We start from the raw sequence: 13,950 nt of genomic DNA on the forward strand, positions 1-13,950 counted from the left end.
AACTTCTTAATGAAGTGAGTTTTCCTTCACAGCATATATCAGCCGGAATACAGTTGAAAGTTACTTCGCTTACATATGCTTACGTCGTAATATTTTTATACTATTCATTAATTCAAAAGATTACTTGTCCATATTTTGTTTTTCTAAGTTTAAAAGTTGCTCTTTCATCTCTAAACCACCTGCATAACCAATTAAATTACCATTGGAGCCAATAACACGATGGCAGGGAATAAAAATAGCAATGGGATTTTTATTATTAGCCATGCCAACTGCACGACAAGCATTTATATTACCTATATTTTTTGCTATGTCCTTGTAACTGCAGGTTTTACCATATGGAATTTGCTGCAATGCATTCCATACTTTTTGTTGAAATTCTGTTCCTTCAGGTGCTAGGGGCAAATCAAAAATTTTTCTAGTTCCATTTAGATATTCTTGGAGTTGTTTAAATGCTTTTTTTATTAATGGGGTTTCAAGTACAGTTGCATCAGGAAAAGTAATTTCTCCAAGATGCATATGAGTAATAGATGAGCCATTTTCAACAATGCTTATTTTACCGATTTTTGTTTCATAGCAGAACATATTTTTCATAAGTAATACCTCCATATCTATGGTTATTCCATAGATATATTTTACTATATTAAAATGCTGTTGTCTTTCAAAATATTTTTTTAACATATATAAAAAATTTCCATTAATAATGAGCATAAATCAGTGGATTCTTATTGAAATTAAATATTTTTGATGCAAAGATGGAGATTTTCGTTTTTGTTGTCCAGATGTGGATGTAATAAATGTTTTTCGAATTGAGAAAATAAATGATTAGTATAGATAGAGGCAAAGATTGACAACTATTTGTGAAAATGTTATATTCAATATAACTCGGAGGGTTTATGTAACCGGATAAGAGATTTAATTTCTTATCCGGTTTTTTTATATAAGGGGGAAGATAAATGGCGAAAACAGTTATTCGTGGAACACAGAAGTATTTGGGAGTTAAAGGACTTATTATATTTATTGCAGTTATGAATATGTTTATTCCTCTATCAATTGATTTATATTTACCATCATTACCTACTATGGGGGAATATTTTAATGCATCATCTTCTATTGTAAATTTAACATTGGTTTGTTTTTTCTTTTTCTTTGCAGTAGGTATTTTCATTTTTGGACCTTTTAGCGACAAGTATGGTCGAAAACCTATATTAATTATTGGAATTTTAATTTACACTATTGCTAGTGGGCTTTGTGCTGTGTCAAGCACCATTTATCAATTAATCGCATTTCGTATCGTCCAAGCCTTAGGAGCAGGAAGTATTATAGTGGTTTCAATGGCACTAATTAAAGATTGTTTCAATGGAGAAACTAGGGACACTATATTAGCTGTGGTTCAAGGTATGTCTGTTATAGCACCAATGGCTGCACCTATAATAGGAGCAATTATATTGAAATTTGGTAATTGGAGAGATACATTTTTGGTATTGATGATTATAGGAATTTTAAATTTAATTGCAGCAATATTATTTGAAGAAACTTTACCAAAAAGTGAGCGTTATAATGGAAGTATAAAAGGATCTATAACTCGTTTGTTTGTAGTGGGAAAAAATCCAGGCTTTATAAGTGTATTAATCATTTTTTCACTATTTATGGCACCATATATGGCTTACATATCAGTATCATCCTATGTGTACGTTAAGTATTTCCACTTAAATGAGCAGGTTTATAGTTATTTTTTTGCTGCTAATTCTTTCTTTGCTATGCTAGGACCTGTTGTTTACTTAAAAATAGCATGTAAAACTACAGTAAAAAAGTTTTCTAATGTATGTTTTTTGATAACGTTAGTTAGCGGAATTTCTTTAATAATGGTGGGAACATATTCTCCATGGTTGTTCTTAATTTCATTTTTACCTTTTACGCTTATTGAAGGTGCTATCCGTCCATTAAGTACGAGTATTTTATTAGAGCAGCAAAAAAAGGATACAGGCTCTGCTAGCTCATTAATAAATGCTGTAGGTACAATTTTTGGAAGTGGAGGTATGTTACTTGGTACCCTAGGTTGGAGTAACGTAGTAGTAGGTATGGGAATTATTTTAATTGGAGCTACCTTAATTGCATTAATTGGCTGGATAGCTTTAGGAAAATCTAAAATTGAGGTAAAAGGAATTTAAATTAAAATAACAAAGAACTCAACTTTCATAGTTTAAGTATAATGTTACATAAGCGCATGTAAGCGAAGTAACTTTCAACTGTATTCCGGCTGATATATGCTGTAAAGGAAAACTCACTTCATTTTAAAGTTCTAATGCTTGAGATATTGAAAAATATCTACCTCCTCAAATGCCACGTCCTGTCGCTTTCGGAGCTTTTGCCTTCCTGGCAAAAATTACGATATTTTTCAATATCTCAAGCAAAGAACTTTTAAAATTCGTTCGAATCTTCCTTCACAGCATATATCAGTCTACATACAGTTGAAAGTTACTTCTTAGTGCATTACGTGTACACATAATACTTATTACCTGTATTTGAAATATTTATATATTTTTTCAACAACCTAAATGATCAATCTCTTTTAAGGTGTTTTTATAAAGTAGAAAGCAAGTATATTTTTACTAAATACATTAGTACAATATCATACTTTGCATTAATTTTTTAACATTATAAGTTATGATTGTGAATATAATTTTTGCTTACTAAAATTACCTATAACAATGCAATTAGGTGCGTACATTTGAAGGTACTAGTTTGAATTTTAACTTTTATGCAGTGATATATGATAAGTGTGTTATCACATTAGCTAAATTGTTTTAGTATTATTCTTAGCTTGAAGTTTTTGAAAGTCTTAGAACTTTAGTCCTGTCTGAGGGAACCGAGTTTGACAAAGTTCTTAGACTTTCAAAAACTTCGAGCTTTAGAATAATTAAAACATTTAGCCGTGATGACACACTTATCATATATCATGGAGTAAAAATTAAAATCCAAACTTCCACTGCACTCTTGCATCGCATTATGCTTATTATATCAAGTTAAAGTTTTGTTTGTTATCATCCAAAATGGCAATTGCTCTAACAGGTGCTCCGTCAGAGTTCTTGAATTTTAATGGGAGTGCACAAAAGGTAAATAAATCATCCCCAATCTCGTCCAAATTGGTTAAGTTTTCAATGATAACTATATTATTTTTGGATAAAAGTTTTTTGTGGATAGTCAAATTTTCGTCTGAAATAGGGTCAATACCTATAACATCTAGACCTACGCCTTTCTTGCTGCTGTTCAATAAATATTCAGCAATTTCTTCTGAGATATAAGGATATTCTCCAAAATAGGAGCTTGTATTCCAATATTTATCCCAGCCAGTATGGAAAAGAATAAATTCTGCTTTTTCTGCCTTTTCTTTTACAGCTTCAATATATTTCATGGTGATTTTTTCTCCATGTCTTAAATCACTACAATCAATAACTAAACCTTTTCCTACAAACTGTTTTGAAGAAAACGAGTCTAGAGTAGTTCCTTGGAAAAATAAATGTGCAGGTGAGTCCATGTGAGTTCCTGTGTGAGAAAACATTGTAATTAAAGTTTCTTTAAAGCCATTTTGTTCATATGTACTTGCAACTTCTAATTTAGGTCTTTCTGTACCTGGATAGACAGGCATATTTTCTGAAATAGTATGTGTCAAATCGATTATATTCATAAAAAGCCCTCACTTTCTTTATAGCAATTATAACATATTTTGTAAATAAAAAATCCTTATTTAGTGTTTGTAAAAAATGATATATTTTTTTATCTATTTATGAAGCGTAATTAAAATTCTATACGTCTAATTTAAGAAAGTTTATTTAAGCTTGAGAACTATTTATCAAGTGATTCTTAGACTCAAGTAGGAGGATTAGAGATGGTAGCGATCGGCTAAAAGAAAAAATATCTTGAATGGATGTTGTTGAAATATGAATGAAGAAATAAAAAGGTTAATGCGCAGCTATGGAAACGATGTGCTGCGAATTGCTTATATATATTTAAAAGATAGGTATCTAGCAGAAGATGCTTTTCAGGAGGTATTTATCAAGGTTTATAAAAATTTTGATAAATTCAAAAATCAAAGTAGTGAAAAAACATGGATTATATCTATTACTATGAATACCTGCAAAGACATACTTAGAGTTTCCTGGTTTAAAAAAGTTGTTATGTTTAAGGACATTAGTGATGATTCAATGTCAGATGTTTGTGAAAATGTAGATACTAAAGTTATAACTAAGATTGAAAATGAAAAATTGTTAAAGGAAGTTATGAATTTACCTCGTAAACATAAGGAAATTATAATTCTTTATTATTATGAAGGATTGTCCACTGGGGATATAAGCAGCATGTTGAAAATACCAGAAGGAACTGTACGCAGCCGGCTTTTTCGAGCTAGAACTGTGTTAAAATCTAATATAGGTGGGAAGATTGAATATGAAGGATAAGTTGGAGAATTTTAAACAAATATCAGATGAAATTCTTGAAGATATTTGTGTAACTGATGAATTAGAAAGAAAAACCTTGGAAAAATGCAATAATAAGAGATTTTTTAAATTAAACCCATTAATTGTTTCTACTATTTCAATTGCTGCTTTAATAGTTACTTTTGGACTATATAATCATTTTTCACATAATACTAATGTTGCTTATAATTCAGTAAAGCATGAAGATGAAAATAATATAAAAAAAGATAAAGAACTTCCCAAAATTGTAGAAAATAAGAAAGAGGATCATTCTAAAGATTCAACTTTAAATGATGAAGAAAAGTATGATTCTGAAACGAAAAATAAAAAAATAAATTCTAATACAATAATTGAAAATACCAAATTACCAGTTGATATTAAAAATACTGATACAGCAATTAAAAAGGTGGATACACCTTCACAAAATTCAAATAATACTAATAATAAATCTTTAAATCCCTCTGAAGATAATTTAAAAAATGCTAAAAATGATATTGATAAAGATGCTGACAAAACTGCTCCACAAGGAGTTAATTTGAGTTGTGTGGAAAGACCTTTAGATATAGAAGCTGCTGAAGAATATTTTGAAGGTAAAATTTTACTTCCTTCTTATGTTCCAAAAGGATTTGCTCTTACTAATATATCTATTCCAGATAATAATGAAAAATGTGTTAAGTTGAGTTATAGTTCTGATGCCTTCTATTTCGAAATATTGCAAAGTAAAAGCTTGTCCAATATGCAAGAAGATAAAATTATATATGTTGGAAACAATAAGGGGTATGAAACTTCTGTTAAAGATGAAAATAACACAAATAGGAAAATCAGCTGGATAAATAGTAATATACAATATACTTTAAGTGGTAATTTACCTGAAAACTCCTTGATAGATATAGCCAAATCCATAAAATAATTATTGATGAAAAGATATGGAGCGTAAATTCTCTTATATACGTCAAAATAGTGAAATCAATAGTGAGAAATAGTAAAAACTATATTGATTTGGAAGGAGATTTATAAATGATTAGAAAAAAATTAATACCTATCTGTATTGCATTAGCTGTATGTGCAGTATCTATGCCTATTTCAGTAAAAGGAGCTGGCATAATTACAGATACAAACTATGTTAGTCAGCAGCCACAGATTTATGATAATATTAAGTTTGAAGTGATAACAGATAATAGTGCTCCAGAAGCTTTAACAAAAGTCATAGACACATATAAGGGGACTGAAGGATTTGTTTATTATTTAGACAGTACTTCAAATAATCTGTATGTGGCTGTTATGTCAGGAGAAAAACCTACTGGTGGTTACAGTATTAAAGTGGATTCTGTAAAGGATGCAGATGGAAAAGCAAATATATTGGTAAAAGAAACAAACCCAGATAAAAATGCATTAGTAAATCAGATGGTAACTTATCCCTATACTATAATAAAGACTCAAGTATCGTCTCCAAACGTAAGTGTAAAAAATTCTTCAGGAAAAGTTTATGATTTGATAGGTGATAAAAAAGGTGATGGAAATTTAATAATAGGTTCTTCTTTCATCTTAGGTCAATTAAAAAATATATATAAAACAAATGATTTTATATTTTTAGAAATTCAAAATGAAAATAATGAATCAGAGCTTTTTTATGTTAATAACAATGATGAATGGAAAAACAAAATAAAGGATTTAAAATTAAATAGTAATGTAAGTGTACAATATGCACTGGGAACTCCGCAAAAATATAATGAAAAATCCGCATTTCCTTTAAGTAAAATAAATTTACCTGTAGATATAAATTGTTTAAAGGATAAAAACTGGCAGGATTTAAAGAGTTACTCAAATGTTTCTCAAAATAAGCAGTGGACAATATGTTTTAATCAACAACTTAAAGAAGAAAATGTAAATGATTTAAATGTATATGTGACAGATAGCAATGGAAATATAATTCCAACAGCAGTACGTTTGTTGGAAGATAAAAAATCTATAAGCATAACTCCATATAAACCTTATGAACTGGGAAAAAATTATTACATTTTTATAACAAATAAAATAAATGGTACTGATAATTCTGCTTTAAAAGGTTTTAGAATGAACTTTCAAATAATGGATAGCTTTATTATAAAATAGAAAACTGAAATGAAAATAGAGTTCCATTAAAGCTTTAAAATATAAGCTTTAATGGGACTTTGTTATATTTTTGAAAAAGGACATACTTCTCTGCAAGTACAGCAGGAATATATAAATCCACCACCAGGAGTTGAGGATATACAGGATTGTCTACATTTCTTTTGAATTATTGTAGTGCCATCTAGTGCAGATTGAGGACAGCATTTTAAACAAAGATTACAGCTTTCAATACACAAATTACGTGATAAAGCATCTGAAGCTAATTCTATATTTGTAATCACTGCTCCAAGATAAAGTCTGTTTCCGTATTTTTCATTTAGTAATAATGTATTTTTACCAATACATCCTATACCACAAGCTTGAGCTGCATGCTTTAGTGACAATATTCCTCTTCCATGTTTGTTTTCTGAATCCCAATATTCATAAGGTTCATCACATGGAATTGGAATTGCCTTGTAACCTTGCTCCTCAATATGAAAAGTTAGTTTAATGGCAATGTCATCTAACAATTGAATTGATTTATTTTTTACAAGAGTATAAGGAGCTTTAGTGCTTGCAGCAAATAAGCTTGCAGGAAAGTGTTTACCAATTGATATAACTGATTTTGCTTCAGAATAAATATCTAGAGGATGAAAACCCTTTGGAGCATCTTTAAATCTGTCTATACTTCCAATTCCACATACATCGGCACCAAATGAGTAAGCTAATTTTTTTATATAATTATTATCCATAAATTTTTAGTGAGAGTATATATTATAATAACTAAATTCTCACCAAAATTCACTTCCTTTCTTTAATTATGCTGATTTTATAAAGTTATAGGTGAATTCAATAGCCTTTACAGTTAATTCTTCACAAGCATGCGGTGGATCATTTTCCTGAAATCCATTTGGTCGTAAATGGTAACATGTTAATGATGAGAATTCTTTAGTAAATCTTTCTGCAAATTTATAACATATATCAGATATTTCATCATCGTTTTTCCCATTTTGAGAAAAGAAAATGCCTATAAACATAAGAGAACCTTCTACTAGACCACATTGTGATCTGTAGCCACCTGCTCCATGTAGTCCAATAGCAGACTGAATTGTCTGTTTGTTAACTGGTATACTCATCAATTCACTTAAACAATATAATGTAGTTCTTGCACAATTAATATCTAAATCCCAATAAAAGTGATGTACACTTTCTTTTATTTTAGCTATCATTTTATTTAATCCTCTCTTTCTAATTAATACACTAATTGAGCATAATATGACACAATTTTTTTAGTTTTGACATGACGTTCTTATACTTTGATTTTATAAAATTTAACTTGTATTTTTTATCAGTGTATCATAAAATATATAAATTGATAAGTCGATTATTTTAATCAATTTAATCTATTTTTACGATTGGATGTGGTATATTGGATATAAAACAACTTCAAACTTTTATGGTAGTAGCCAGATTGTTGAATTTTAGAGCAGCTGCTGAAGAACTTAACTATTCTCAATCTACTGTTTCAGATCATATACGCAATTTGGAACAGGAACTTGGAGTAAAGCTTTTTGAAAGGCTTGGAAGAAAGGTGTTTTTAAATGAGGAAGGAAAAAAGCTAATTTCACCAGCTGAAAAGATAATTCAAGATGATGAGGAAATTCATGAACTGTTTAATAAAGGAGAAAAGATTCACGGTACTTTAAGAATAGGTGCGGCAGAAACCTTATGTGTGTTTTGGCTTCCACCATTGCTCAAGGAATACACCAAAATTTATCCTCAGGTGCGTATAATATTGAAAATGGCAGATTGTCTTGAATTTCCTGAATTGTTAGAGAAAAACTTTGTTGATGTTGCGTTTAGTCTTCATGATGAGTCTAAAAGAAAATATCTTTCTCAAATTGATATATTTGATGATTCTACTGTTTTTGTTTCAGCACCAGATTGTCCACTTGCTGCTTTGAAAAAAATTAGCATGCATGAACTTGAGGACCAAGCTTTTATCCTTACTGAATCAGAAAGTGGATATAGTATGGAATTGAAAAATTTGCTTAAAAAACTAAATATAAAGGTAGATACTATTATGGAGCTTGGCAGTATAGAAGCTATAAAACAGTGTGTAAAAAAAGGACTTGGTATCACTCTTTTGCCAAGAATAGTAGTAAAGAAGGAAATTGAAAATGGTGAGCTTGTAGCGCTTCCAGTGGAAATTGATGATATTAATATACATGCTAAACTGATATATCATGTAGATAAGTGGATGTCAGCACCTATGGAGGCTTTAAAGAATATTGTATTGTTAAAAAATAATTAATGTTGAAAAATAATTAATATAGTGTAAAATATAAATAACAATAGTTATCATTTGATATATAATTTCAATAAAATGATAACGAGAGGAAGGGGAGGAATTAATTTGAAGTTTAAAAGTATTAAGACAAAAATGGCAATCTCTTTTGGAGTATTGATTTTAATTATTTGTATAGGACTTGGTACAGTATCTTTTATAGAATCTTATAATACATTAGCTTCTAATGCTACTGAATCTTTACTCCAAATGGCAGAGCAGTCTGCAAAGTTTGTTGAGACTAAAGTTGAAGGTCAATTGGATGTAATGGAAGGCTTGGCAGGAAATTATTACATAAAGAGTGATACACTATCTACAGATCAAAAACTAAATATTTTAAAAGATGAGGTTAAGAGAAGTGGTCATATAAGTATGGGTATAGGTGACGCTAGTGGTAATGTTATATTTACAGATGGAGTGAAAGCAAATTTATATGATAGGGAAAACTATAAACAAGCACTTCAAGGCAAGAGCTCAGTTTCAGATCCTGTTTTGGGTAAGGCAGATAACAGACTTGTTATGTCTTACGCTGTTCCAATTAAGGAGGATGGAAAAGTTAAAGGAGTTTTAATTGCTACTCGTGATGGAAGTGAATTGAGCAAATTAACTAGCAATATCAAGTATGGGAAAACTGGAACAACTTTTATGATAAGCAAAAATGGACATACAGTAGCAAATAAGGATATATCTCTTGTACGTAAAATGGAGAATGTAATTGAAAAAAGTAAAAATGATCCAAGCTTGCAGGAACTTATGAAGTTTGAAACTTATATGATGGAAGGTAAGAGTGGTGCAGCTGGTTATACATATAGGGATGGAACAAAAAAATATATTGGATATGCACCTGTTAAAGGTACAAATTGGTCATTAGGTATATCTGTGCCTAAAGCTGAAGTTATGGAAAGCCTTACAAAAAATGAAAAATTGGAGGCATTTACTACTATCATGTTTGTATTAATAGGAGTATTAATAGCATTTTTTATTACTTCATTTATAGCAAAACCTATAAATGCAATTACAAAGCATTTAAAAATAGTAGCATCTGGTGATTTTACAGTACCAGTACCTGAAAAGCTATTGAAAATGGAAGATGAATCTGGTATACTTGCTTCTGCAGTAAAGGATATGCAGGAGATTCAGGGAAATGTAATTAGAAATATAATAGAGCAATCTTCAAATGTAACTGAAAATATGAAACAAATTAATATGGAAATGGAAAATCTCAATAAAAGCATAGAAGAAATATCAGCAACTACAGAACAGCTATCGGATACAACAGAGAAGACTGCTGAATCTGCTGAAGAAATAAATGACATATCAAATACAATAGAAAAGGATGCAGAATCTATATCACAAAAAGCTGAACATAGTTCTGAAAGTGTTTTAAAAGCAACTAATATGTCAGAAGAAATGAAGCAAAAGGCCATAAAATCTAGAGAGAGTATAATGAGCATATACAAAAATACAAAAGAAAGTTTGGAAAATGCTATTAAAGATTCAAAAGAGGTTTCCAAGATCAATGAATTGTCTTCAGCAATTCTTGCCATTATGGAAAATACTAATTTACTAGCACTAAATGCATCTATTGAAGCCGCAAGAGCAGGAGAGGCGGGTAAAGGATTTGCTGTTGTAGCAGATGAAATAAGGAGCCTTTCTGATGATTCTAAAGACACTGTAACCAGAATACAGGAAGTTACTAAAAATATTTTAGAAGCCGTAGAAAACTTGTCCTCTGGTGCTTATGAAATATTGGAATTTATAGATAAGAAGATTTTACCTGATTATAATGAAATTGTAGTATCTCATGAAAAATCCAGTGAGAATTTTTCAGATATAAGTAACATGGTAAGAGATTTTAGTAATACTTCCCATAAACTCCTTACATCAGTTCAAAATGTATCAAAATTGATGCAGGAAATATCTGATAGTGGAAATGAACAAGCAACTGGAGCTCAAAATATTGCAGGTGAAACTTCTCAGATAACTAAAATGTCAGGTCATGTTGTAGAATTAACTGAAAAGGCAAAAGAAAAATCTGATTCTTTAGCGAATACAGTTTCAAAGTTCAAAGTATAAATATATTATGGAACAATTTTTCAGAGGACAATTGTCCTCTGAAAATAAAATTATTTAATACTTAGTGCTTCTTGAAGTATATTAATCTCCTTGCAAATTTTTGGAAGTTCCTCCATAATAGGAACTTTTTTAGGTTGTACAGGTAGTCTTTGTTCAATAGCTGTTGCCATTGTTTCAAATACAAGAAGTAATTGTGCTAAATTCTCATCTGATATTTTTAAAGACCCATTTGCTATGTATCCATATTCCAGTATATAACTTATATGTTCCAATGAAAAAACTGCAGGCCACATCATTTGAAGCATTTTTTCATCGTTAGGAATTTCACCTAATGCTGTGTTATATGCCATTTTAAAATTCATAAGATTTATTTTCATTTTTTCCTTTATCCACTCTGTATTATCATTGTTTTCTTTAGCTTTAGATGCTAAACGAACCAATACTCTAGCTTGACTTCGTATTAACTTTACCATCAAATCTGGTAGTCTGCTGGAAGCTGAACGACGTCCAATAATGTAAGTACCAATAAGCCCAATTACAGATCCAATAAATATGTCTGTAATACGTGCTGCTGCGAAATAAGAAACATTATGTATCTGAGTTGAGGTTTCTGCTATAAGCAGTGCATTTGGTGTTATGAATATTGCAGCTAAAGCATAATTTTTAGCAATAAAAAGTTCTGTCAATGCTGTCAAACACATATTAATTATAACTATCATAAAACCTTGTGGCTGAAGTTTAAAAATAACAAGGGCTATGATTATGCCAGCAATAGTACCACAGGAACGCTGAATTGATCTGTGGAAGGTAGATAAAATGGTTGAACCAAGCATTACAGAGGCACAGGATAATGTAATCCAATAAGGTCTTGTAAATGAAAATTTAAAAGCTATAATAGTTGATATTGAAAGAATAAATCCAAATCTAACTGCATTGACAAATACCATTGAATCTCTATTACAAGCTTTAATAAGTTTCATTTTTAACGAAGGTTTTGAAATTTTGATACTATGTCCAATATATTCTAATGGTATATTAATAATAGCCTCTATATCATAAATTATTTCCAAAAATTTATGATAATTTTTATCTAGTTCGCTAGATATTGGATTTAGTTTAATAACATCGCTATCTACCAATTCAATTCCTGTATATAGGGTTCTTATTAGTTCACCAAATTCCTTTGGTAATTTAGTATTTTTATTAGAGCATAATTCAAGCATTTCTAAAAATAATTTATTAGCTTGTTCATTTAGAAGAACTAATCTATTAAAAAAGAATGAATTTTTCCATGGAATATAACCTGTTAAAATGGTTTCTTCTGATTCTTTTAAAGCATTGACAGCACGCTGCCTGGCGTTATTAATATTATCATTACCAATAGCTTCACTAAATTCTGCTAAAGATAAATATACTTCCTTAAGTGTTTTTATTTCAGGATTATGTGGATTACGAAACCAGCCTATCATACTAACTATCCATGCAAAACATCCGCTTGCAAAGACTACAGTAGTACGTATAGGTGCTGATGATGGATCAATAGTCATTCCTGTCGTCATTAAAAAACTTAATACGAAGAATATTGCTGCTGGACCTGGTATCTTAAGTACACCAAATATGAAAGTTGCAGCTGCTCCAATTAAACCTACTGTAAAAATGATTAAGATAGGATAAGGAGATAGTAATGTACCTAAAGCAACTGAAAGACTTATTCCAATTACAACAAAAAATATTTTTTTTGCACGTTGAGCATAGGGTTCATTAAAAGTATATAAATATGAAAAACTTCCTATGGCACCTAATAAACCTAAATGAAGTTGACCAAATATTAAGCCTATGATAACTGGAAATCCTGCAGATATAGCAGCACCTACAGCCTTGTTCCAGGGAAAAGGGCCTTTTCTAATTTGAAATGATTGTTTTAATATTGTTAGAAAAGAGTTATCATTAGATAAATTTTGTTTACTCTTTTTAAACATCTTTCACCTTCTCTACTATAAATTGATTTTAAAGTTAATTGTAAGAATCCATTATTTAAAATACCTTATATTAAGTACACTGTCAATACCATATAAAAATTTGTGAAATTGTATATGTTTTGTAAAACTTTTAAATTCATATGGTTATAGGATGAAATGATATTAGATATGGGTTATAATAATCATAATCGAATATATTGGCACAAATTTCATGTATGATTGTGGAGGAAAATATGACAGATAAGAATAAAGGAAAAGTTACTTTATATTTAATGAGACATGGACAAACTATTTTAAATAAGGCTGAGAGAACTCAAGGTTGGTGTGATGGTGTTCTTACCAAAGAAGGCATAGAGGTTGCTGTAAATACTGGATTGGGACTTAGTGATGTGAATTTTAAAGCAGCTTACAGCAGTGATTTAGGTAGAGCAATAAAAACTGCCAAAATTGTTATAAGTGAAAATAAGTCAAGTACAAATTTGAAATTGAAAGAAATTGAAGGTTTAAGAGAAGTGTATTTTGGAAAATATGAAGGAGAATTTCAAGATATAATGTTTAATGATATACTTAATTATCTTAATGTAACTTCAATTAAAGAAGCAGAAGCAAAATATGATTTCCAAAAAGAATATTGCAATGCTTGTGCTGCTTTAGATGAAACAAAAGAAGCTGAAAGTTATGACATTATAATAAAAAGGGTAATGAATAACTTAAAGGATATATGTGAAGAAAATTCAAAAGATAATGGAGGAAATGTACTTGTAGTAGCTCATGGAGGAGTAATTAGATTGATCATTGATTACTTGGACAAGAGCTTTGTTTTGAGAGCTTTGGATAATTCTAGTATATCTAAAGTTGTATATGAAAATGGAACTTTTAAGGTTGAATCTGTAAATGATACTAGGTATAGTGAAAAAGGCAAGGCTATGAAGATAAAATAGCAGTGTTCAATTATGAACACTGCTATTTTGTAGTTGGTTATTAT

12 protein-coding genes are annotated in these 13,950 nt (G+C 29.9%); 7 read left to right on the forward strand and 5 right to left on the reverse strand.

Annotated elements, in window-relative coordinates:
- Window positions 1-120 precede the first annotated feature (120 nt).
- Window positions 121-591 carry a methylated-DNA--[protein]-cysteine S-methyltransferase gene (locus EG57_RS0208985; protein ID WP_032076943.1) on the reverse strand — a complete coding sequence of 157 codons (471 nt, stop codon included), beginning with the start codon at window positions 589-591 and terminating at the stop codon, window positions 121-123.
- Window positions 592-953: 362 nt separating this feature from the next.
- On the opposite strand from EG57_RS0208985, the gene EG57_RS0208990 reads away from it, so the two are divergent.
- Window positions 954-2,168, forward strand: coding sequence for a Bcr/CflA family efflux MFS transporter (locus tag EG57_RS0208990; protein ID WP_032076903.1), 1,215 nt, complete (start codon window positions 954-956; stop codon window positions 2,166-2,168).
- An 845-nt stretch (window positions 2,169-3,013) separates the two neighbouring features.
- On the opposite strand, the gene EG57_RS0208995 is transcribed toward EG57_RS0208990, so the two are convergent.
- Window positions 3,014-3,685 (reverse strand): cyclase family protein, encoded by a 672-nt coding sequence (locus tag EG57_RS0208995; RefSeq protein WP_032076904.1) that lies wholly within the window; start codon window positions 3,683-3,685, stop codon window positions 3,014-3,016.
- A 253-nt stretch (window positions 3,686-3,938) separates the two neighbouring features.
- Here EG57_RS0208995 and EG57_RS0209000 point away from each other — a divergent pair, with 253 nt between their 5' ends.
- The 3 genes from EG57_RS0209000 (at window position 3,939) to EG57_RS0209010 (ending at window position 6,584) form a co-directional block, all read left to right on the forward strand.
- A complete protein-coding gene (locus EG57_RS0209000) occupies window positions 3,939-4,454 on the forward strand; it encodes a sigma-70 family RNA polymerase sigma factor (RefSeq protein WP_032076905.1) in 516 nt (171 codons plus the stop codon).
- Complete coding sequence (locus EG57_RS0209005; RefSeq protein ID WP_032076906.1) at window positions 4,444-5,382, forward strand: DUF4367 domain-containing protein; 939 nt, start codon at window positions 4,444-4,446, stop codon at window positions 5,380-5,382. Before EG57_RS0209000 ends, EG57_RS0209005 begins: the two co-directional genes overlap by 11 nt.
- 107 nt (window positions 5,383-5,489) lie before the next feature.
- Entirely contained in the window at window positions 5,490-6,584 is a 1,095-nt protein-coding gene (locus tag EG57_RS0209010; protein ID WP_032076907.1) for a protease complex subunit PrcB family protein, read from the forward strand.
- A gap of 62 nt (window positions 6,585-6,646) precedes the next feature.
- On the opposite strand, the gene EG57_RS0209015 is transcribed toward EG57_RS0209010, so the two are convergent.
- Together EG57_RS0209015 and EG57_RS0209020 are read right to left on the reverse strand one after the other, a co-directional pair.
- Window positions 6,647-7,315, reverse strand: a complete 669-nt coding sequence (locus tag EG57_RS0209015) for an epoxyqueuosine reductase (RefSeq protein ID WP_032076908.1) — start codon at window positions 7,313-7,315, stop codon at window positions 6,647-6,649.
- Window positions 7,316-7,381: 66 nt separating this feature from the next.
- Entirely contained in the window at window positions 7,382-7,792 is a 411-nt protein-coding gene (locus EG57_RS0209020) for a C-GCAxxG-C-C family protein (RefSeq protein ID WP_032076909.1), read from the reverse strand.
- 200 nt (window positions 7,793-7,992) lie between these two features.
- Between EG57_RS0209020 and EG57_RS0209025 the strand changes: the two genes are divergently transcribed.
- Window positions 7,993-8,877 (forward strand): LysR family transcriptional regulator, encoded by an 885-nt coding sequence (locus EG57_RS0209025; protein WP_032076910.1) that lies wholly within the window; start codon window positions 7,993-7,995, stop codon window positions 8,875-8,877.
- A gap of 102 nt (window positions 8,878-8,979) precedes the next feature.
- Entirely contained in the window at window positions 8,980-10,986 is a 2,007-nt protein-coding gene (locus EG57_RS0209030) for a methyl-accepting chemotaxis protein (RefSeq protein WP_052037811.1), read from the forward strand.
- Between the two features lie 50 nt (window positions 10,987-11,036).
- On the opposite strand, the gene EG57_RS0209035 is transcribed toward EG57_RS0209030, so the two are convergent.
- Window positions 11,037-12,965 (reverse strand): FUSC family protein, encoded by a 1,929-nt coding sequence (locus tag EG57_RS0209035; protein WP_029162742.1) that lies wholly within the window; start codon window positions 12,963-12,965, stop codon window positions 11,037-11,039.
- A gap of 233 nt (window positions 12,966-13,198) precedes the next feature.
- On the opposite strand from EG57_RS0209035, the gene EG57_RS0209040 reads away from it, so the two are divergent.
- Window positions 13,199-13,906, forward strand: coding sequence for a histidine phosphatase family protein (locus tag EG57_RS0209040; protein ID WP_029162743.1), 708 nt, complete (start codon window positions 13,199-13,201; stop codon window positions 13,904-13,906).
- Window positions 13,907-13,950: the final 44 nt, after the last annotated feature.

Source organism: Clostridium drakei (assembly GCF_000633595.2).
GTDB lineage: Bacteria > Bacillota > Clostridia > Clostridiales > Clostridiaceae > Clostridium_AM > Clostridium_AM drakei.